Annotated in this window: 20 protein-coding genes and 1 pseudogene; 10 read left to right on the forward strand and 11 right to left on the reverse strand. The window is 69.2% G+C overall.

Features of this window, described 5'->3' with window-relative positions; translation table 11 throughout:
• Positions 1 to 141 precede the first annotated feature (141 nt).
• Positions 142 to 936 (reverse strand): DUF2470 domain-containing protein, encoded by a 795-nt coding sequence (locus tag A5655_RS18150; RefSeq protein ID WP_067012288.1) that lies wholly within the window; start codon positions 934 to 936, stop codon positions 142 to 144.
• A gap of 96 nt (positions 937 to 1,032) precedes the next feature.
• On the opposite strand from A5655_RS18150, the gene pheA reads away from it, so the two are divergent.
• The gene (gene pheA, locus A5655_RS18155) at positions 1,033 to 1,971 is read left to right on the forward strand and encodes a prephenate dehydratase (protein ID WP_067012290.1); all 939 of its coding nucleotides are present in this window, start codon (positions 1,033 to 1,035) and stop codon (positions 1,969 to 1,971) included.
• Positions 1,968 to 2,654, forward strand: coding sequence for a histidine phosphatase family protein (locus A5655_RS18160; RefSeq protein ID WP_067012292.1), 687 nt, complete (start codon positions 1,968 to 1,970; stop codon positions 2,652 to 2,654). Before pheA ends, A5655_RS18160 begins: the two co-directional genes overlap by 4 nt.
• On the opposite strand, the gene A5655_RS28835 is transcribed toward A5655_RS18160, so the two are convergent.
• From A5655_RS28835 to A5655_RS18170, 3 genes and pseudogenes are all read right to left on the reverse strand, one after another.
• Complete coding sequence (locus A5655_RS28835) at positions 2,631 to 2,831, reverse strand: hypothetical protein (protein WP_082978731.1); 201 nt, start codon at positions 2,829 to 2,831, stop codon at positions 2,631 to 2,633. The two genes, A5655_RS18160 and A5655_RS28835, sit on opposite strands and share 24 nt — an antisense overlap.
• Positions 2,828 to 3,237, reverse strand: a pseudogene (locus A5655_RS18165) (metallopeptidase family protein). Before A5655_RS18165 ends, A5655_RS28835 begins: the two are co-directional and overlap by 4 nt.
• A gap of 4 nt (positions 3,238 to 3,241) precedes the next feature.
• The gene (locus tag A5655_RS18170) at positions 3,242 to 4,603 is read right to left on the reverse strand and encodes a septum formation family protein (protein ID WP_067012296.1); all 1,362 of its coding nucleotides are present in this window, start codon (positions 4,601 to 4,603) and stop codon (positions 3,242 to 3,244) included.
• A 112-nt stretch (positions 4,604 to 4,715) separates the two neighbouring features.
• Here A5655_RS18170 and serS point away from each other — a divergent pair, with 112 nt between their 5' ends.
• Positions 4,716 to 5,969, forward strand: coding sequence for a serine--tRNA ligase (gene serS / locus A5655_RS18175; RefSeq protein ID WP_067012298.1), 1,254 nt, complete (start codon positions 4,716 to 4,718; stop codon positions 5,967 to 5,969).
• Here the strand turns inward: serS and A5655_RS18180 are convergent.
• Positions 5,966 to 6,547, reverse strand: coding sequence for a carboxymuconolactone decarboxylase family protein (locus A5655_RS18180; RefSeq protein WP_067012299.1), 582 nt, complete (start codon positions 6,545 to 6,547; stop codon positions 5,966 to 5,968). The genes serS and A5655_RS18180 overlap by 4 nt on opposite strands.
• Here A5655_RS18180 and A5655_RS18185 point away from each other — a divergent pair.
• Positions 6,546 to 6,911, forward strand: a complete 366-nt coding sequence (locus tag A5655_RS18185; RefSeq protein ID WP_082978732.1) for a helix-turn-helix domain-containing protein — start codon at positions 6,546 to 6,548, stop codon at positions 6,909 to 6,911. The genes A5655_RS18180 and A5655_RS18185 overlap by 2 nt on opposite strands.
• Before the next feature lies 1 nt (position 6,912).
• On the opposite strand, the gene A5655_RS18190 is transcribed toward A5655_RS18185, so the two are convergent.
• A complete protein-coding gene (locus A5655_RS18190) occupies positions 6,913 to 7,392 on the reverse strand; it encodes a DUF2834 domain-containing protein (RefSeq protein WP_067012303.1) in 480 nt (159 codons plus the stop codon).
• Positions 7,393 to 7,463: 71 nt separating this feature from the next.
• Between A5655_RS18190 and A5655_RS18195 the strand changes: the two genes are divergently transcribed.
• Positions 7,464 to 8,081 carry a TetR/AcrR family transcriptional regulator gene (locus tag A5655_RS18195; RefSeq protein ID WP_067012305.1) on the forward strand — a complete coding sequence of 206 codons (618 nt, stop codon included), beginning with the start codon at positions 7,464 to 7,466 and terminating at the stop codon, positions 8,079 to 8,081.
• A gap of 67 nt (positions 8,082 to 8,148) precedes the next feature.
• Positions 8,149 to 9,711, forward strand: a complete 1,563-nt coding sequence (locus A5655_RS18200) for an NAD(P)/FAD-dependent oxidoreductase (RefSeq protein ID WP_067012307.1) — start codon at positions 8,149 to 8,151, stop codon at positions 9,709 to 9,711.
• 18 nt (positions 9,712 to 9,729) lie between these two features.
• Here A5655_RS18200 and A5655_RS18205 read toward each other — a convergent pair whose 3' ends face one another.
• Positions 9,730 to 10,062: a hypothetical protein gene (locus A5655_RS18205; protein WP_067012309.1), complete on the reverse strand. Its 333-nt coding sequence runs from the start codon at positions 10,060 to 10,062 to the stop codon at positions 9,730 to 9,732.
• Positions 10,059 to 11,609, reverse strand: coding sequence for an MBL fold metallo-hydrolase (locus tag A5655_RS18210; RefSeq protein ID WP_067012311.1), 1,551 nt, complete (start codon positions 11,607 to 11,609; stop codon positions 10,059 to 10,061). Before A5655_RS18210 ends, A5655_RS18205 begins: the two co-directional genes overlap by 4 nt.
• Positions 11,610 to 11,727: 118 nt before the next feature.
• Between A5655_RS18210 and A5655_RS18215 the strand changes: the two genes are divergently transcribed.
• Genes A5655_RS18215 through A5655_RS18230 form a run of 4 tightly spaced genes read left to right on the forward strand, consistent with a single transcriptional unit; the run spans position 11,728 to position 14,903 of the window.
• The gene (locus A5655_RS18215) at positions 11,728 to 12,498 is read left to right on the forward strand and encodes a 1-acyl-sn-glycerol-3-phosphate acyltransferase (RefSeq protein ID WP_067012313.1); all 771 of its coding nucleotides are present in this window, start codon (positions 11,728 to 11,730) and stop codon (positions 12,496 to 12,498) included.
• Entirely contained in the window at positions 12,499 to 13,266 is a 768-nt protein-coding gene (locus A5655_RS18220; protein ID WP_067012315.1) for a 1-acyl-sn-glycerol-3-phosphate acyltransferase, read from the forward strand.
• Positions 13,267 to 13,282: 16 nt separating this feature from the next.
• Entirely contained in the window at positions 13,283 to 14,068 is a 786-nt protein-coding gene (locus A5655_RS18225) for a 1-acyl-sn-glycerol-3-phosphate acyltransferase (protein ID WP_067012317.1), read from the forward strand.
• A 19-nt stretch (positions 14,069 to 14,087) separates the two neighbouring features.
• Positions 14,088 to 14,903 carry a Cof-type HAD-IIB family hydrolase gene (locus tag A5655_RS18230; protein ID WP_067012320.1) on the forward strand — a complete coding sequence of 272 codons (816 nt, stop codon included), beginning with the start codon at positions 14,088 to 14,090 and terminating at the stop codon, positions 14,901 to 14,903.
• Here the strand turns inward: A5655_RS18230 and A5655_RS18235 are convergent, their stop codons facing one another.
• From A5655_RS18235 to A5655_RS28840, 3 genes are all read right to left on the reverse strand, one after another.
• The gene (locus A5655_RS18235; RefSeq protein ID WP_067012322.1) at positions 14,904 to 16,439 is read right to left on the reverse strand and encodes a PE family protein; all 1,536 of its coding nucleotides are present in this window, start codon (positions 16,437 to 16,439) and stop codon (positions 14,904 to 14,906) included. It abuts the gene before it with no gap.
• 102 nt (positions 16,440 to 16,541) lie between these two features.
• Positions 16,542 to 18,188 (reverse strand): LGFP repeat-containing protein, encoded by a 1,647-nt coding sequence (locus tag A5655_RS18240; protein WP_197508734.1) that lies wholly within the window; start codon positions 18,186 to 18,188, stop codon positions 16,542 to 16,544.
• A 135-nt stretch (positions 18,189 to 18,323) separates the two neighbouring features.
• A partial coding sequence (locus A5655_RS28840; RefSeq protein WP_231999199.1) for a hypothetical protein occupies positions 18,324 to 18,566 on the reverse strand: 243 nt, incomplete at its 5' end.

The following is an 18,566-nucleotide window of genomic DNA, read 5'->3' on the forward strand; positions in this document are numbered from 1 at the left end:
GGCGCCGTCGTCGGCGGGGCCTCGGCCCCCCGCGGCGCGGGGCCGGTCGCCCGGCGCCTCGCCTGCGGCGGCTCGGGTCGGCGCGGCACCGGCCGACGGGGTGATCGGTCGCCGTTCACCCCGATAACGTACGTGCAGGGATTACCGGCGGGCCCGCAGCCCATTGACGAACGGGCACCCCATCAGCACCCGGATGGCCTGGCGCAGCCCCGTCATGTCGTCGACGGGTTTGTGGAACGGCAGCCGGACGTCGTGGTCGCCGTCGCGGCCCTCGATGCGGAACCGCACGCCGTATCGGTCGAGCCCGAGCGGGCGAACCTGCCCGCGGCGCAGGGGCGACGGCAGCTTCGACACCAGTCGCGCCACCACGTCGTTGTGGGCGGTGTCGAGGTGCCACAGCAGGCTCGACTCGATCTCGCAGAAGGGGTCGGGACGGGCGGCGAGCAGATCCGCCACGGTGACCGGCTCGGCCCCGGTGGCATCGGTGACGACGACGGAGTCGATCTCCAGCCGCAGCAGCCGATACCGAAGCTCGCCCGCGCACGCGACCGACCGCGGGGTGTCGACCTGCAACAACGCCGGATTCGGGTCCTCTGCGGCGATCATGTCCAGCGTGTCGGTCACCGCGTCGTCCGGGACCGCCTGCAGGCGGCCGCGCACCCACACCAGCGAACGGACGGGTTCGCGCACCGGAAGCGGCGCGTAGTCCGTCAGCTCCAGCAGCGCTTGCGATCCGGCGACCGGGCCACCCGCTTCGTGCTCGACGGGGAGCGCGACCGCGAAGGACCCGTCGGCCAGCAGGTGGTGCACCGGCGTGGCGATCGGACCCCTCCGCGCTTCCCCCGTCTCCAAGGCGAGCAGGGCGCCCCCGGCGCGCGCACAGGCGCTGCGGATGCGTTCTGCGGTCGTCGGGGTGGGGCAGCGCGGCGGGGCCATCGTTCTCCTCAGCAGTGAATTAGGTAAGCCTAAGTTAACTTACGACCCATCACGTCGCAAGGCCCGTTTGACATGGACCGCCGTTAGGGTTGGGGCGTGGTCCGCATCGCATACCTCGGTCCGGAAGGGACCTTCACGGAGGCGGCGCTGCTGCAAATCACGACCGCCGGCCTGGTTCCCGGGCAGGGCCCGGGCGCCGTGCGCATGATGCCGATCGAGAGCACGCCGGCGGCGCTCAACGCGGTCCGCGACGGGGACGCCGATTACGCGTGCGTGCCGATCGAGAACTCGATCGACGGGTCGGTGATACCGACGCTGGACAGCCTGGCGATCGGCTCGCCCCTGCAGGTGTTCGCCGAGACCACGCTGGACGTGGCCTTCAGCATCGTCGTCAAGGCCGGCCTCGACGCGGCCGGCGTCCGCACGCTGGCGGCGTTCCCGGTGGCGGTGGCGCAGGTGCGGCAGTGGCTGGCCGCGCATCTGCCGGGGGTGGAGCTGCGGCCGGCGTACTCCAACGCCGACGCGGCGCGTCAGGCGGCCGAGGGTCAGGCCGACGCCGCGGTGACCTCGCCGCTGGCCGCCGAGCATTGGGGGCTGCAGGCGCTGGCCGACGGCGTCGTCGACGAGCCGAACGCCCGCACCCGTTTCGTGCTGATCGGGCTGCCCGGGCCGCCGCCGGCGCGCACCGGCGCGGATCGAACGTCGGTCGTGTTGCGCATCGACAACGTGCCGGGCGCGCTGTTGTCCGCGCTGGCCGAGTTCGGCATCCGCGGCATCGACCTGACCCGGATCGAATCCCGGCCGACCCGAACGGAACTCGGAACCTACCTGTTCTTCGCCGACTGTGTCGGCCACATCGACGACGGCGCGGTCGCCGAGGCACTCAAGGCGCTGCACCGACGTTGTGCAGATGTGAGGTACTTGGGTTCTTGGCCGACGGGATCGGGCGCGGGAGTGGTGCCGCCGGAGGCGGACGAGGCGGCGCGCTGGCTGGCGCGACTGCGCGAAGGCAAGCCCGGGGGGTCTCAGCGATGAGCGGTCGCTTGGTGCTGTTGCGGCACGGGCAGTCCTACGGCAACGTCGAGCGCCGGCTCGACACCCGGCCGCCCGGGGCGGAACTGACGCCGTTGGGCCGTGACCAGGCCCGCGCGTTCGCCCGCGGTTCGGGGCGCCCGGCGATGCTCGCGCACTCCGTGGCCACCAGGGCGTCGCAGACGGCCGAGGTGATCGGCGCGGAACTCGCGTTGGGCGCCCTGGAATTCACCGGCATCCACGAGGTGCAGGTCGGGAAGCTGGAAGACCGCAGCGACGACGACGCGGTCGCGGAATTCAACGCGATCTACGAGCGGTGGCATCGCGGCGACCTCGACGTGCCCCTGCCGGGCGGGGAGACCGGCAACGACGTACTGGACCGCTACGTGCCGGTGCTCACCGAGCTGCGGATGCGCTACCTCGACGACGACGACTGGAACGGCGACATCGTCGTCGTCAGCCACGGCGCGGCGATCCGGCTGGCCTCCGCGGTCCTGGCCGGAGTGGACGGCAATTTCGCGCTGGACCACCACCTCGAGAACGCCGATTCGGTGGTGTTGGCCCCGATCACCGACGGGCGGTGGAGTTGCCTGCGCTGGGGGTCCCTGACGCCGCCGTTCTACCCGCAGGCCGACGCGAGCCCGGTCGCCGACGCGGTGGGCTCAAGCACCGATCCGATGGGCTGACGACTCTTCCGTGCAGTCGCAGCCGACAGCGTCGCAGTCGATCACGAACGTGTGCACCAGCAGCTCGGGGCTGTCGCAGTCCGGCTCGGTGCACTCCCACCGGCGCAACGAATGGCGAATGATGGTGCCGTGGCAGTGATCTAGCCCCGCCCGGCATTCGCGGCACTTCGCGCTCATGAGCCGTTCATAGCACCCGGCCCGGACAAAGTGGTGTTGCCGCGCCCAGGAATCGTCAGGCCCAGCCCAGTTCTTCCAGCCGGTCGTCGTCGATGCCGAAGTGGTGGGCGATTTCGTGGATCACCGTGATCGCCACCTCCTGGACGACATCGTCGTCGGAGTCGCAGACGTCCAGCAGCGCCTCGCGGTAGATCGTGATGGCGTCCGGCAGCGAGCCGGCGTAATCGGAGTCGCGCTCGGTCAGCGCCACCCCTTCGTACAACCCGAGCAGTTCGGCGTCCTCCGGGTGGCGGCCCTCGACGAGCACGACGACGTTGTCCATCCCGGCGGCCAATTGGGGCGGGATCAGGTCGAGCGCATCGGAGACCAGCTCGTCGAACCGGCGCGGATCCATCCGCACGGGCACGCGGCTAGCCCGCCGGGGCTGGGGCTGGGGCCGGTGCCGGTTCGGCCGGCGGTGGCGGCGGTGCCTCCGGCGCCGGGGGCGGGGGCGGCGCCCCGCCGTCCGCGGGGGGTGGGACGTCTTGCGGCGGTTGCGTGGCCGGTGCCTGGGTTGCGGGCGCCTGGGGTTGCGTCGCGACCGGCTGCTGCCCGGGCAGGTGCTGATTGTTCGGCGGTATCGCGTCGGGCGCGGTGCTGGCCTGGGTGGGCTGGCTTGGCGCCTGAATCGGGATCGGCGGCATCGTGAGCCGCTCCTCGGGAATGTCGGGCGGGGCGATCGGCGCCTGACCGTTGATCAGCAGCTGGCCCTTGGCGCTGTTCACCAGCGTGGCCCAGCCGCCGTTACCCAGCGTGGCACCGATGCTGCACGCGACCTCGCGGCTGCCCGCCGACCAACTCGGCAGCGACACCGTCGGGTAGATCAGGGTCAGCGTGGTGGTGCGCAATTTGGTCGGGGCCAGGTAGGCGTCCGTCATCTTGGTGCACGAGTCCTTGATGAACCCGTCCTGGTCGGGCTCGGCGGGCAGCGGGCCGGGAAACTTCTCGGCCAGGTTCACCGTGCCGGTGACCTCCATCGCGTGCGGGGTCGCGCAGTCGACCGGGACGTCCGTGGGCTGGTTGATCGCGGGGTCGATGCCCAGGCAGGTGCCGGTCGGCCAGACCTTGGACTGGTCGATATCGGCGACCTTGCCCTTGAACGCCTGCTGCTGGTTGTTGCCGCCGGGTAGCTGCAGCCCGCACAGCATGCGGCGGTCACCCGACTGGCGCCAGGCTCGGTCGCCGGCCCACAGCAGGCTGACCATGAACTTGCTGTTGGGATCGAACTTGGCGCCCAGGTAATTGTGGACCGCCGGCTCGCATTGTTCCTGGGTCATCTGCTGGATCCGGGCCGGCGACGGGGGCGCGGCGCTGGGCCCGTACTCCGAGCCGGGGAAGGTTCGCATGTCGACGGACTCGGCGACCTCGAACTTGTGATTCTCGGTGCACTTGACGACGCTCGCGGACTCGGGGGTGGCGTCCGGCCACATCAGGCAGTCGCCGGCCTTGGCGCGGCTGAACGCGGCGTCGCTCTTGGTGCCGGTGCTGGGCACCGGGTCGATGTAGCCGGCCAACCGCCCGGGCCCGCCGCCGACCGGAATCGCGGTGACCAGCCCGGCGATCAGCAGGCCGCCGAGCGCGGTGAGCAACAGCGCCCGCCGGGTCGCGGTCGCCTGCAACCCGCGCGGCCATGGGAAGCCGTCCGGCGGTTGTTGCGCTGCGTCGTCGCGGGAGCCGGCGGGGCTGCTGGCTTCCGAAACTTCCTTCTCCGGGGCTTGCGACATCGGCTCCATTCTGACAGGGCCACATGAGTGACGTGACAAAAGTTGCAGATGTGGTATGTGGGGCGTTCGTTGGTGGGACGCTGTGCCGCCGCGCCGGGGCCGCAAAAGTAGTGTCGGGGCCGTGATCGACCTGAAGCTGCTCCGGGAAGACCCCGACGCCGTGCGCCGTTCGCAAGTCAGCCGTGGCGAAGACCCGGCGCTCGTGGACGCCCTGCTGGCCGCCGACGCCGAGCGTCGCTCGGCGATTTCGGCCGCCGACGGCCTGCGCGCCGAACAGAAGGCGGCCAGCAAGAGCGTGGGCGCGGCGACGGCCGAGGAACGCCCGGCCAAGCTGGCGCGCGCCAAGGAGCTCGCCGAGCAGGTGAAGGCCGCCGAAGCCGCGCAGGCGGACGCCGAGGCGGCGTTCACCGCGGCACACATGGCGATCTCGAACGTCGTCGTCGCCGGGGTGCCCGCCGGCGGCGAGGACGACTACCGAGTCCTGGACGTGGTCGGCGAGCCGGCGGCGATCGAAAACCCAAGGGACCATTTGGAACTCGGCGAGTCGCTCGGCCTGATCGACATGCAGCGCGGCGCCAAGGTGGCCGGCTCGCGGTTCTACTTCCTGACCGGCCGGGGCGCCCTGCTGCAGCTGGGCCTGCTGCAGCTGGCGCTGCGGCTGGCCGTCGAGAACGGCTTCATCCCGATGATCCCGCCGGTGCTGGTGCGCCCGGAGGTGATGGCCGGCACCGGGTTCCTGGGCGCCCACGCCGACGAGGTGTACCGGGTCGAGGCCGACGACCTTTACCTCGTGGGGACGTCCGAGGTGCCGCTGGCCGGCTACCACTCCGACGAGATCCTGGACCTGTCCGGCGGGCCCCGGCGCTACGCGGGCTGGTCGTCGTGCTTCCGGCGGGAGGCCGGTAGCTATGGCAAGGACACCCGCGGCATCATCCGGGTGCACCAGTTCGACAAGGTGGAGGGGTTCGTCTATTGCGCGCCCGCCGACGCCGAGGCCGAACACCAGCGGCTGTTGGGCTGGCAACGCGAGATGCTCGCCCTGATCGAGGTGCCGTACCGGGTGATCGACGTGGCCGCGGGTGACCTCGGCTCGTCGGCCGCGCGTAAATTCGACTGCGAGGCATGGGTTCCCACGCAGGGGACCTACCGGGAGCTGACGTCGACGTCGAACTGCACCACGTTTCAGGCGCGCCGGCTGGCGACGCGCTACCGCGACGGCAACGGCAAGCCGCAGATCGCGGCCACGCTCAACGGCACGCTCGGCACCACCCGGTGGCTGGTTGCGATCCTGGAGAACCACCAGCGGCCCGACGGCAGCGTGCGGGTGCCGGCGGCGCTGGTGCCATTCGTGGGCACCGAACTTTTGGCGCCCTAGGGCTTCATGCCGGCGAAGGTAGGGCTGCCCGCCTCCAGCGGGACGCGAGCGGCCCGCGCGGTGAAGCTGATCGCGTGATACCAGCCGCACAGCATGGTGAGGTCGAGGATCTCGGATTCGTCGAACTCGTCGCGCAGCGCCGCCCATAGGGCGTCGCCGATGTCGCGGTGGTCGCACAGCGCGTCGACCGCGCGAATCAACAGCCGATCGCGCTCGTCGGCCCAGCACGGGTCGTCGGAGCCGCCATGGGTCAGGGAGCGGACCTGGTCCTGATCGAAACCCGCCCGCTCGGCGAAAAAGACCACGTGCACGCCCCATTCGTACTCGCACCCGCAACGCGCGCAGGTGCGGTCGATGACGACCTCGCGGTCGCGAAGGGATAGCGACAGCGCGCGGGACAGCTCGTAACTGCCCCACAGCGTCATGGCCTCGGCCATGGGCAGGTTCCGCACCACGGTGCGGAACAACGCGATCGGGGGCACGCCCGGGGGCATCATCTTGTCCAGCTGCGCGGCCACCGCCGGCTCGTGGGGCGGTTCGAGCGCGCCGATCCGGGGCGTTACTATTTCCGTAACCATGAAGGACGAAACTACGTTACGGAAAACGAAACGTCAATCGGCGGTGCGCCCGGGCGCACCGGTGCGCGGGTCGACGACGGGACGGCCACTGATGGCCGCCCTCGACCTGCTCGGCCGGCGCTGGTCGCTGCGGATCCTGTGGGAGCTTCGGGACGGCCCGCTCGGGGCCCGGGCGCTCCGCGACCGCTGCGACGGCATGTCGCCCAGCGTTCTCTACGACCGCCTCGGCGAGCTGACCGGCGCGGGCCTCGTCGTCCAGCGCGACGACCAGGGCTACGAACTGAGCGAGGAGGGTCGCTCCCTCGGCAAGGCGCTGACCCCGCTGGAGCGGTGGGCGCAGCGGTGGGCCGAGGTGACGCGCTGAATCAGGCGTTCACCGGCTCACGGGCGCGCTCGTGGCGGCGCATCCGCTCCATGGTGGCGAAGTACCAGGCCAGCGGGAAGGAAAAGCTGGTGAAGAAGCTGGCCAGGAAGAACAGCCACGGACGCCGGACGCCGCGCCGGTAGCCATCGACGATCGTAAACACCGGCAGCAGAATGACATTCGAGATGATGTAGTCCTGGCTGCCCGAACCGGCGGCCGGGTTGCCGAACTGCTGCGCCAGGAAGTGGGGGTAACTGGCCGGCCCCGAGACGATGCTGCCCTCGCCGTGCGCGGCGAGCACGAAGCGGATGTTGAAGTACCAGCCCAGCGCGATCGAGGCGATGCCCGCGGCGTAGTACACGAGTTCCAGCGGCGAGAACCACGGTCCGTCCGCGGGTTTGGCGTAGATCTTCGGGTTCGACGCGATAATCCAGCCGATGACGGCGATCCCGAGGATTGCGTGAATGTATAGCCAGATCATGGGCGAAGTGTCACCCGCATCTCGAAGTTTTGTCAATATTGACACACAAATACTGGGGTACCTTACTGAGCATGGTCAGGCCCGCGCAGACGGCGCGCAGCGAACGCACCCGGGAGGCGCTGATACAGGCCGCCCTGGTGCGGTTCCTCGCCCAGGGCGTCGAGGAGACGTCGGCCGAGCAGATCGCGGCGGACGCCGGGGTGTCGCTGCGGACTTTCTATCGCCACTTCCAGTCCAAGCACGACCTGCTGTTTGCCGACTACACCGGTTTGAACTGGTTTCGCGCCGCGCTGGACGCCCGTCCCGCCGACGAACCGATCATCGATTCCGTGCAAGCGGCCGTCTTCTCGTTCCCGTATGACGTTGAGGCCGTGACGAAGATCGCCGCGCTGCGGGGCGGCGAGATCGATCCCGGCCGCATCGTCCGCCACATCCAGGAAGTGCAGGCCGACTTCGCCAACGCCATCCAGGAGCAGCTGCACCGGCGTAGCTGCGCCGCGGCCGCCACGTCGGACGGCCGGCTGCGCGCCGCGGTGACCGCGCGCTGCATCGCGGCCGCGGTGTTCGGCGCGATGGAGTTCTGGATGGTCGGCGAGGATCGGTCGCTGGGCGAGCTGGCCCGGGTGTCCCACGTCGCGCTCGAATCGCTGCGGGCCGGGATCACCGACGCCTGGGCCGCCGGGGCCTGACACCAGTTTCGTCATAATTGACAAAACTTCGCGTCCGTGCCAGCCTCCATTCCTGGAGGGCAGGAACATGACTGAGTATGACGCGATCGTCATCGGCGCGGGACACAACGGGTTGGCCGCGGCGGTGCTGCTGCAGAAGGCCGGGCTGCGAACAGTGTGCCTGGACGCCAAGCTGTACGCCGGTGGGATGGCTTCCACGGTCGAGCTTTTCGACGGCTACCAATTCGAGATCGCCGGCTCGGTGCAGTTCCCGACGGCGTCCGTGGTCGTCGAGGAATTGGGCCTCGACGCCCTCGAGACGCTCGACCTGGAGGTGATGTCGGTCGCGGTGCGGGGCGTGGGTGATGACCCGCTGATCCAGTACAGCGACCCGATCAAGCTGTTCACCCACCTCAACGAGGTGCACGGCGCTGACGCGGTCAACGGGATGGCCGGCCTGATGGCCTGGAGCCAGGCGCCCACCCGGGCGCTGGGCCGGTTCGAGGCGGGGACCGAGCCCAAGACCTTCGACGAGATGTACGCCTGCGCCACCAACGAATTCGAGCGCTCGGCCATCGACGACATGCTGTTCGGGTCGGTCACCGACGTGCTGGACCGCTACCTGCCGGACCGCGAGAAGCACGGCGCGCTGCGCGGCTCGATGACCGTGCTGGCCGTCAACACCCTCTACCGCGGGCCGTCCACCCCGGGCAGCGCGGCGGCGCTGGCCTTCGGGCTCGGCGTGCCCGACGGGGACACCATGCAGATGAAGAAGCTGCGCGGCGGCATCGGCGCGCTCACCGCGCACCTGGCCGAGCTGTTGGAAAGCCTGGGCGGCGAGGTGCGGCTGCGCACCAAGGTGACCGAGATCCTGGTCGCCGACGGGCGGGTGACCGGCGTGCGCACCGAGGCGGGGGACACCCTCACGGCGCCGACCGTCGTCTCGAACCTCGCGCCGGACGTGACGCTCAACGAGATGGTCGATCCCGCTGCGCTGCCCGCCGACATCCGCGAGCGGTACGCGGGGATCGACCACCGCGGCAGCTACCTGCAGATGCACTTCGCGCTGGACGAGGCCCCCGAGTTCGCCGCGCCCTACGAGGCGCTCAACGAGCCGGCGATGCAGGCCTCGATCGGCCTGTTCTGCACCCCGGAGGAAGTCCAGCAGCAGTGGGAGGACGCCCGGCGCGGCATCGTGCCGGCCGACCCGACCGTGGTGTTGCAGATCCCCTCGCAGAACGATCCCGACCTGGCGCCCGAGGGCAAGCACGCCGCGTCGGCGTTCGCGCTGTGGTTCCCGATCGAGGGCGGTGCGGACTACGGCCAGACGAAGGTCGAGATGGGCCAGCGGGTCATCGACAAGATCACCCGGCTGGCGCCGAACTTCGAGCGCAGCATCGTCCGGCACACCACGTTCACGCCCAGGCACATGGGCGTGATGTTCGGCGCCCCGGGCGGCGACTACTGCCACGGCCTGTTGAGTTCGGACCAGATCGGGCCGAACCGGCCCGGGCCGAAAGGCTTTCGCGGCCAACCGATCCCGATCCACGGGCTATACCTGGGCGGCGCGGGGTGCCACGGCGGCCCGGGTATCACGTTCATCCCCGGCTACAACGCCGCCCGGGCGGCACTGGACGACCTGGGCCGCTAGAGGGCCGCTGAGGGTCCGCTAGCCGCGCTCGCCCAGCAGTTCGTCCAGCAGCGCGACGAACTCGTCCGGGCGCGCCGGCGTGAACGCCGGGCTGGGCCAGGTCCCCGGGACGTCCAGGGTGATCAACGTGGACTTGAACGGCCGTTGCACGTCCAGGGGCAGCCAGCGGCGCAGGTCGGAGCTGCCCCAGATGCGGAAGCGCTGCACGAACATGCCCAACGCCTCGGCCTTGTACCCGTCGATGCGGTCCAGCGCGATGACCTTGGACGTGCCGGAAGGAAAGTGGTAGCGGCGCAACGTGATCGCCGCTCGATCCAGCTGCACCAGCCCGTCGTCGTAACTGGAGTTCATTTCCGAGTGCTTCGCAGTTCGTGCCCGCGCGCGGTGAGGCAGCGGCCGTCGTCCAACCGCCACTGCCACCCGTGCAGGTTGCAGGTCAGCGTGTCGTCCTCTATCACACCGAATTTGGACAGGTCGGCCTTGAGGTGGGGGCAGCGACGCTGAATCTCCCAGCCGTCCATCGTGATTGACGCGGAGTCGTCGTGGGTTTCGGCGAACCAGCCGTCAGCGTAGGCGATCCGTTCGTCGGTCAGGCACTTGAAGAACGTGTACAGGTATTCGTTGTAACCGCCCACCCGCCACGCGGTGAAACGGGTGGACAAGAAGATGGTGTTGACCCAGTCGGGTTCGTGATCGCGCAACACGGTGCGCACCAATTCGGGCGCGATGGCGAAACCGTAGCGGACCTTCTCGTCGGGAATCCGTTCGCGCACGCTCCGTTTCGGGAAGTCCAGGACCACCGTCTCGGGGCCGATGACGAGCTCGACGGGATAGCCGACACCGTCGCAGATCTCGTCGCTTTGCAGCATGATCGGCTCGAACAGCGCTCGCAGCTGGTCCAGCAGCGGCTCGCCCGCGGCCGGTGCCCAGCTCGCGCGCTCCGCGGCCAACACCGGGGCCATCCGGTCGGCGTAGTCGGCGATGTAGGCCGATTTGCCGGTGGTGAAGATGGCCTCGACTTGGACGTCGGGCAACGGGTGGCGAAGCCAATTCAGCGTCGTCCCGGTGAAGTCCGCGGTCGACCCGGGCATCATCAGCAGGCCGCCGTCCTGCCCGTGCGCGCGCATCTGCTCCAGGAAGACCATCTGGTCGGGAAAGATGTTGGCCGGATCGCCGTGGTCGTCGTTGAGGTGGCGCAATTCGGGGTCCAAAAAGCACGGCGGCCCCGCCGACGGCACGACCCAGGTCGCCGCGACCTGTGCGACGTACTGCCGGGCGCGGTCCATCTGGCGCTGCCGCTTCTGGACGCCGAACGACTCCTTGGCGCGGGCCGGCATGTCGTAGACCATCGGGTACCAGATCGCCCCGGAGTACTGCAGCAGGTGCACGTCGACGTGGCCGAAGTCGGCGGCCAGCACGTCCAGGTCCACCGGCCGGGCGTCGTTCATGTTGAAAACCGTTGTCTCGCCGTCGGAGACGACCAGCGCCGAATCGCCGATGGGCCCGTCGGCCGGGGCGCGCAGGGCGATGATCATGATGTCGAGGTCGCCCTTGGGCCCGCTCATCCGGTGCGTGGTCGAGTCGGTGGTCTCGAAGAACCGGTGAAACCCCAGCTTTTGCAATTCGTTTCGCAGGTCGGGGACCGGGAAGTCGGGCAGCAGCACCACCGCGTCCTTGTTGACGTGCTCGCGCAGGTTCTTGGCGTCGAAGTGGTCCTTGTGCAGGTGCGAGACGTACAGGTAGTCGCAGGCGCCCAGCTGGTCCCAGTCCAGCGCGCTGTTGTCCGGGAAGGGGAACCAGGACGCGAAGTAGGCCGGATTGACCCAGGGGTCGCAAAGGATGTTGCCCGCGTGGGTCGCGATCAGGAATCCGGCGTGGCCTACGCTGGTGACCTGCACTGATACCTTTCAGGGACGTTGGGAGTGGACGGCTTATCAGCCCCCGAGCTTAGCGCGAAGCGGCGCCTTGGTTCGCGTCCGAGACGGCTCACAGTCGGGAGCACTAGGCTGAAGCGCTGTGGAACCGGTATACGGGACTGTCATCCAGCTCGCCCGCTTGGTCTGGCGCATCCAGGGTCTGAAGATCTCGGTTGCGGGCGTCGAGAACTTGCCGAAGACCGGCGGTGCGGTCATCGCGATCAACCACACCGGCTACCTGGACTTCACCTTCGCGGGTTTGCCCGCCTACAAGCAGGGCCTTGGGCGCAAGGTGCGGTTCATGGCCAAGCAGGAGGTGTTCGACAACAAGATCACCGGGCCGATCATGCGCAGCCTGCGACACATCTCCGTGGATCGGCAGGACGGGGCCGCGTCCTACGAGGCCGCCGTCAGGAACCTCAAAGACGGCGAGCTCGTCGGCGTGTATCCCGAGGCCACGATCAGCCGCAGCTTCGAAATCAAGGAGTTCAAGTCGGGGGCGGCCCGGATGGCGGTCGACGCGGGCGTCCCGATCGTCCCGCACATCGTGTGGGGCGCGCAGCGGATCTGGACCAAGGGACACCCCAAGAAGCTGCTGCGCCCGAAGGTGCCGATCGTGGTGCTCGCCGGCGAACCGATCGAACCGACGCTGGCCGTCGAGGAATTGAAGGGGCTGTTGCATTCGCGGATGCAACATTTGCTGGAGCGGGCCCAAGAGCTGTATGGACCGCATCCGGCCGGGGAATTCTGGGTGCCGCACCGGCTTGGAGGCGGCGCCCCATCGTTAGCTGAGGCGGCCCGCATGGACGCCGAGGAGGCCGCCGCGCGGGCAGCCCGCCGCGCCCGGGCCGCGGGGCCGCCGGAGCAGTAAATGGCGGAGCCGACCTTTCGGACCCTCGAGATCCTGGCCCAGCTCGTCGTGCTGGCCACCGGCACGCGGATCACCTACGCCGGCGAGGAGAACATCCCCGACCGCGGTGGGGCCGTGATCGCGATCAACCACACCAGCTACGTCGACTTTCTGCCTGCCGCATTAGCCGTGCATCGCCGCCGCCGTCGGCTTAGATTCATGATCAAAGCCGAGATGCAACAGGTGAAGGTGGTCAATTTCTTGATCAAGCACACCCGCACCATTCCCGTGGATCGCGGCGCCGGCGCGGACGCCTACGCGGTGGCCGTGCGGCGGCTGCGCGAGGGTGAGCTGGTCGGTGTCTACCCGGAGGCCACGATCAGCCGCAGCTTCGAGCTCAAGGAGTTCAAGACGGGCGCCGCCCGGATGGCCACCGAGGCGAACGTGCCGATCGTCCCGGTGATCGTCTGGGGTGCGCATCGGATCTGGACCAAGGACCATCCGCGCAACGTCGGGCGCAAGAAGCTTCCGGTCAGCGTGCAGGTGGGTGCGCCGGTGCGGGCCGCCGGGGACATCGAGTCCACCAGCGCCGCGCTGCGCGAATCGATGACGGCGTTGCTGCACCGGGCGCAGCAGCACTATCCGCACCCCGCCGGCGCGTACTGGGTGCCGCGCCGGCTCGGCGGCGGCGCGCCGACCCTGGCGGAGGCGGCGCAGATCGAGGCCGACGAGGCGGCGGCAAGGTCGGCTCAGGGGGCCGCCCACCGTACCCCGCATCAGCCGCGTTAGGGGGAAGGAGAGGAACATGGCAGAGCCGTTTTTCCGCCTCGCGGAGGTGGTGGTTCCGGCATTCGCCGCGATGAACGGGACGAAGCTCAATTACGAAGGCCTGGAGAACATCCCGGCGCGGGGCGGCGCCTTGATCGTGCTCAACCACACCAGCTACCTGGACTGGATGCCCGCCTCGCTCGCCGCCCACGAACGCAAGCGACGGCTGCGCTTCATGATCAAGGCCGAGATGGCGGACGTGAAGGCGGTCAACTTCGTGATCAAGCACTGCCAGCTCATTCCGGTGGACCGCCGGAAGGGGGAGGAAGCCTACGCGGTGGCGGTGCAGAAGCTGCGGGAGGGCGAACTCGTCGGACTCCACCCCGAGGCCACCATCAGCCGCAGCTACGAACTGCGGGAGTTCAAGTCGGGCGCGGCCCGGATGGCGCTGGAGGCTCGGGTGCCGATCATTCCCATGATCGTCTGGGGCGCGCACCGGATCTGGCCCAAGGATCATCCGAAGAAGGTGTTCCGCAACAAGGTTCCGATCACCGTGGCCGCCGGGCGGCCGCTGCCGCCGCAGGGCAACGCCGAGCAGCTCATCGCCGCGGTGCGTCAGGTGATGAATGCGATGCTGTACCGCGTGCAGGAGGAGTATCCGCACCCCGAGGGCGAGTTCTGGGTGCCGAGGCGCCTGGGCGGCGCCGCGCCGAACCAGGACGATTCCCGGGCGATCCGGTTGGCCGAACTGCAGGAGCGGATTGCGCGGTCCGGCACCGACGGTGTGACCCGGCCCGGGCAGACCCAAAGCGGATTGCACTGAGAGAAGGCGGATTCTCTCAATGACCTTGCCGGCGCTGATCGCCTGCGACGTCGACGGCACCTTGTTCGACGAAAACGAGACAATTTCTCCGCGCACCCGCGACGCCGTGCGTGCCGCCGTCGCCGCCGGGGCGCAGTTCGTCGTGGCGACCGGCCGGCCGCCGCGCTGGATACGGCCCGTGGTGGAGGCGCTCGGCTTCGCGCCGATCGCGGTGTGCGCCAACGGCGCCGTGCTTTACGACCCCGCGAACGACCGGGTGGTGTCGTCGCGAATGCTGTCCGTCGAAGCGCTGGCTGAGCTGGCCGAGCTCGCGACGCGCGTCATCCCGGGCGCGGGGCTGGCCGTCGAGCGGATCGGCGAGCGTGCCCATGACACGGCGACTCCCCAGTTCATCAGCTCGCCGGGTTACGAGCACGCGTGGCTCAACCCGGACAACACCGAGGTGTCGATCGCCGACCTGCTGAGCGCCCCGGCGATCAAGCTGCTGATCCGCAAGGCCGGCGCCCGCAGTTCGGACATGGCCGCCGAACTCGCCAAACATGTTGGCATCGAAGGCGATATCACCTATTCGACCAACAACGGCCTGGTCGAGATCGTGCCGCTGGGGATCAGCAAGGCCAGCGGCGTGGAGGAGGTCGCCAAACCGCAGGGGATCACCAGCGAGGACGTAGTGGCGTTCGGCGACATGCCCAACGACATCCCGATGCTGCGGTGGGCGGGCCACGGTGTGGCGATGGGCAACGCCCATCCCGACGTGCTGGCCGCCGCCGACGAGGTGACCGCGCCCAACAGCGACGACGGGGTGGGGCGGGTGCTGGAACGCTGGTGGCTCTAGTCAGCCCGCGGGGGTGATCGCCGCCGCGAGTTGTTCGGGCAGGTAGTTGACCATCAGTGGGACAAGCCCCATGAACGGCGTGCCGAAGATGGTGACGAGTAGAGGCACACCACCCGGGAACCCGCTGAAATCTACTGTGGCCGTAATGGGGTGGGGCGGAACCAGAATGCCGTCAAACGGCAGGTGCAGAGTGATCGGCAGGGTGGTGCTGATGGGGCCGATGATCGGCACTGTGACGCTTATCGGCACCGGGATCGTCATGTCCACGATGGTTTCGCCGTTCAGGAAGCCGTTGGCCACCACGGCCGGGGCATTTACCAGCGCACCCAGGGCTCCCACGGGGTCGCCGGCCAACAGGGCCGTCTGAACCGCCGTCGCGCTAGTCGCGAGCCCGGTGAGCGTGGCGAGCGGCGCGCCCGCGGCCGCGTAGGTGATCACCAACGGCAACCCGAAGAACGCGCTCAGCGATCCTGTAGTGGGACTTGCCAACGGTAACGAAGCCGTCGCCGAAATGCTCGGAATCGTAAGCACATTGAGCACATTGGTGAAGTTCTGCGACATCTGCCTGGGAATCGAGGGAGGCATCAGGTTGGTGAAGTACTGCGCCTCCTGCCCGGGAATGTTGGCCAGCGTGAACAGATTCCCCAGTGGACCGAGCAGGGTCGGAGTCACTACGGCATTCACCGTGGGAAGGACTGGCGGGAAGATGCTTCCACCCGTGAGGGTGATCACCGGGGTGCCGGGGTCGGCCCCGGTCACCAGGAGGTTGGCGAAGGCCTGCGCCACGTCCTGCACCGCGCCGAAGTAATCGCCCGCGAGGACGGCCCGCAGGGCCACCTCGAGCTGCGCGCCGAACGCGGGCAGGCCGGTCACGATGCCGGTCGCCGCGGCGTAGAGATTCGTCGCGAACTCCTGCGCGAATCCGATCTGCGTGGTGACGAACCCTTGCAGGGCCGTAACGGGGTTGAAGGCCAGCAGTTGCTGGATCGCGGCCTGGATGGTCGCCGGCAAATTCGCCAATACGGCCGGGAAGTTCTGGGCGGTGTAGGCGATCGCCGTCGCGATCTGCTGCCAGTAGCCCATCTGGTTGGCGATGACCTGGCGCAGGAACGGGAACGGGTCGGCGGCCCACGTGCCGAAGACGGAGTCCAGGTTCGCCGAAGTCGTGGCGATCAGCTGCCCGTACGCGCCGCCCGGGACCAAGGCGGCGGCCGCGCCGGTGGCGTTCACGCCGCTGAGCAGGCCGCGCTCGGCGTTGGCGACATCGGTGGCGAGGTAGGCCGCCGCGCCACCGTTCAACAGGCCGACGAACTCGTCCTGGAACGCCATCGCCTCGGCGCTGAGGGCCTGAAATTCCCGGCCGACCCGCCTGAACACTTCCGAGATCGCCGCCGACACCTCGTCGGCCGCGGCGGTCGTGACCCCGGTGGTGGGCGCCGCCGCCGTCGCTGTGGCCTCGGCAAGGGAGGAGCGGATGCCGGCCAGGTCGTCGGCCGCGGCCGTCACCAGCTCCGGTTCTGCGATCACGAACGACATGGCCGTCTCCCCTCGACTCGGTCCCAACCGGGTGATTGCCAGGCAAAGCCGAGCCTACTGTGACGGAGCCCACATCCGGCCCGGAATGGCAGTCAAACTGTCTTAGGTGGCCGTCGGGTGGGTCGGTAGCGAGAAGTGTTCGGACGGGACGTCGGGACCGCTCGGGGATTGGGTCGACAGCGGCGTGGTGATGCCGTCGACGACCTCGGTGATGTTCCCGGTAAGCCGCTCGTAGTTCAGGACCCCGTGCTGGAAGTTCTGCGTAATGCGCAGTGGCTCTTGTATTTCCGCGCTGGTCGGCAGTCCGAGCGGCCCCCGCTCGTAGCTCAGCGAGGCCCAGGCGTCGTAGATGGCACCCGTCACCGGCTCCGCGCCGGTCTCGGGCGACCAGTACATCGCGCCCTTGGCGAAGGTGGCGAAGCGGGCGTCGCCTTCGGCGCTGTCTTCCGGCGAGGTCGGTGCGCCCAGGACGCTGTTCATGCCGCCCATCGCGAGCCAGTGCTCGTAAATGGCGCCGCCCTTGAGCGCGTTGATCAGTTCCTCCGGTGGATCGTTGAAATGCGAAGCGATATCCCGGATTTCGTCCATCAGCGCATAGGCGGCGTTGCCCGGACAGTCGGTGTTGCCGACGTCGCGGTGGGTGAAGATGGTGGGCAGGTTCGCGACGGCGCCGGCCGGAAAGGTGGTGTAGTGGCTGCCGGCCGACTCCAGCGCCACCGTGCCCTTGGGGTCGACGCCGTCCATGCCCAGCCGCCAGCCGAGCAGCCGGCCCACGGTCCGCAGCTGGATCGGCGTCGGGGGCACGTCATCGAAGTTGCCGATCATCGCCACGCCCCAGGTGTTGCGGTTGAAGCCGCCGGTGTGGAACGCCTCGACGGCCTTGGTCAGGCCCCCGGCGCTGCCCTCGAACACCTGGCCGTACTTGTCGACCAGCGCGTTGTAGGCGATGTCGCACCAGCCCAGGGTCTTGCTGTGGTAGGTGTAGATCGCCTTGACGATCCCGGCCGATTCCAGCGGCGAGTAGTCGTTGCTGCCCGCGGTGTGGTGGATGACTGCGGCACGAATCCCGTTGTCGTACTGCGGACTACCGCATCGCAGCGACTCGTCGGCGCCCCACTCGGCCCGGCTGATGATGGGGGGCGCCTGCCCCGGCATCAGGACCCCGGACGGCGGCGTCCACTGCGTGTGGACCGGCGCCCGCGGCGGGGAGATGAGGATCGCGGAGATGTTCTCCGCGTAGGGCTGTTCCCTGGACGCCGGCTTGTACCCCAGGCCGTCGTTGTTGTTCTCGACCTTCGCCGGCGGGGGTGGTTGGGTCGTCGGCGCATCGATCGGACGGGTGACCGCGATCTGGACCGTCGTGGTGGTGCCGACGAAGACCGGGTCCGTGCTGCGCGGGCCCTCGGTTGGCCCGCCGCTCGGCCCGGCGTCGGGAGCCGCCGTCTCGTACTCGGTCTGATACCAGGGGCCCCAGGAGCCGTCGGGGCGCTTCGCGCGGACCCGGGTGGACGTCCCGGCGAGGTCCCCGGTGAGCGCCACCAACGAAAACGGTGTGTCCTGGGTGAGTTCGCGAACGGTGACCCCACCCCCGAGCCCGATCAGCGGCTGCTCGGCCAGCTGGGTCTCGGGCGCTCGCGGTGGATTCGAGGCCCGGCGGTCGCGCGTCGCGTCGCCCACCCAGGAGACGATGACGACCGTCGCCGCGATGGCCGTAAGCAACATCGTTGGCGCGCGACTGCGGGACACCAGCTGATGTTACTTGTGTTTCTGGTGTTATTTATGAGGCGACACGAAGTGCGGCGTTAAATGTCCACGAAAACCTGTTCGACGGCACCGCAGAGGGCGGACTCTGCGGTGCCGTCAGGGGACAGGTCCCTCCCGGTTCTAGTGAGGCAAGACCGGAGCGGCGGCGCCGGTCAGGGCGCCGGTGGCACCGGTCGCGGCCGGTAGCGCACCCGCGGCGGCCGGTAGCGCGCCGGCGGCGGCACCCGGTAGGGCACCCGCGGCACCCGGCAGCGCGCCCGCCGCGCCCGGCAAGGCGCCCGCGGCACCCGGCAGCGCGAACGTCACCCTGCCGCACGAGATGGCGCACGCCGTCAAGGTCGAGAAGGTCTGAGCGGCTAGCCC

Origin of the sequence: Mycobacterium sp. 1081908.1, assembly GCF_001673535.1 — a bacterium.
Classification (GTDB): domain Bacteria; phylum Actinomycetota; class Actinomycetes; order Mycobacteriales; family Mycobacteriaceae; genus Mycobacterium.

Coding starts and splice junctions, on each gene's coding strand:
- A5655_RS18160 (WP_067012292.1), top strand. CDS start 1,968: ATGAGCGGTCGCTTGGTGCTGTTGCGGCACGGGCAGTCCTACGGCAAC.
- A5655_RS18220 (WP_067012315.1), top strand. CDS start 12,499: ATGGCGGAGCCGACCTTTCGGACCCTCGAGATCCTGGCCCAGCTCGTC.
- A5655_RS18205 (WP_067012309.1), bottom strand. CDS start 10,062: ATGAACTCCAGTTACGACGACGGGCTGGTGCAGCTGGATCGAGCGGCG.
- A5655_RS18190 (WP_067012303.1), bottom strand. CDS start 7,392: ATGATCTGGCTATACATTCACGCAATCCTCGGGATCGCCGTCATCGGC.
- A5655_RS28835 (WP_082978731.1), bottom strand. CDS start 2,831: ATGAGCGCGAAGTGCCGCGAATGCCGGGCGGGGCTAGATCACTGCCAC.
- A5655_RS18185 (WP_082978732.1), top strand. CDS start 6,546: ATGAAGGACGAAACTACGTTACGGAAAACGAAACGTCAATCGGCGGTG.
- A5655_RS18170 (WP_067012296.1), bottom strand. CDS start 4,603: ATGGAGCCGATGTCGCAAGCCCCGGAGAAGGAAGTTTCGGAAGCCAGC.
- A5655_RS18225 (WP_067012317.1), top strand. CDS start 13,283: ATGGCAGAGCCGTTTTTCCGCCTCGCGGAGGTGGTGGTTCCGGCATTC.
- A5655_RS18235 (WP_067012322.1), bottom strand. CDS start 16,439: ATGTCGTTCGTGATCGCAGAACCGGAGCTGGTGACGGCCGCGGCCGAC.
- A5655_RS18150 (WP_067012288.1), bottom strand. CDS start 936: ATGGCCCCGCCGCGCTGCCCCACCCCGACGACCGCAGAACGCATCCGC.
- A5655_RS18195 (WP_067012305.1), top strand. CDS start 7,464: ATGGTCAGGCCCGCGCAGACGGCGCGCAGCGAACGCACCCGGGAGGCG.
- A5655_RS18180 (WP_067012299.1), bottom strand. CDS start 6,547: ATGGTTACGGAAATAGTAACGCCCCGGATCGGCGCGCTCGAACCGCCC.
- A5655_RS18230 (WP_067012320.1), top strand. CDS start 14,088: ATGACCTTGCCGGCGCTGATCGCCTGCGACGTCGACGGCACCTTGTTC.
- A5655_RS18200 (WP_067012307.1), top strand. CDS start 8,149: ATGACTGAGTATGACGCGATCGTCATCGGCGCGGGACACAACGGGTTG.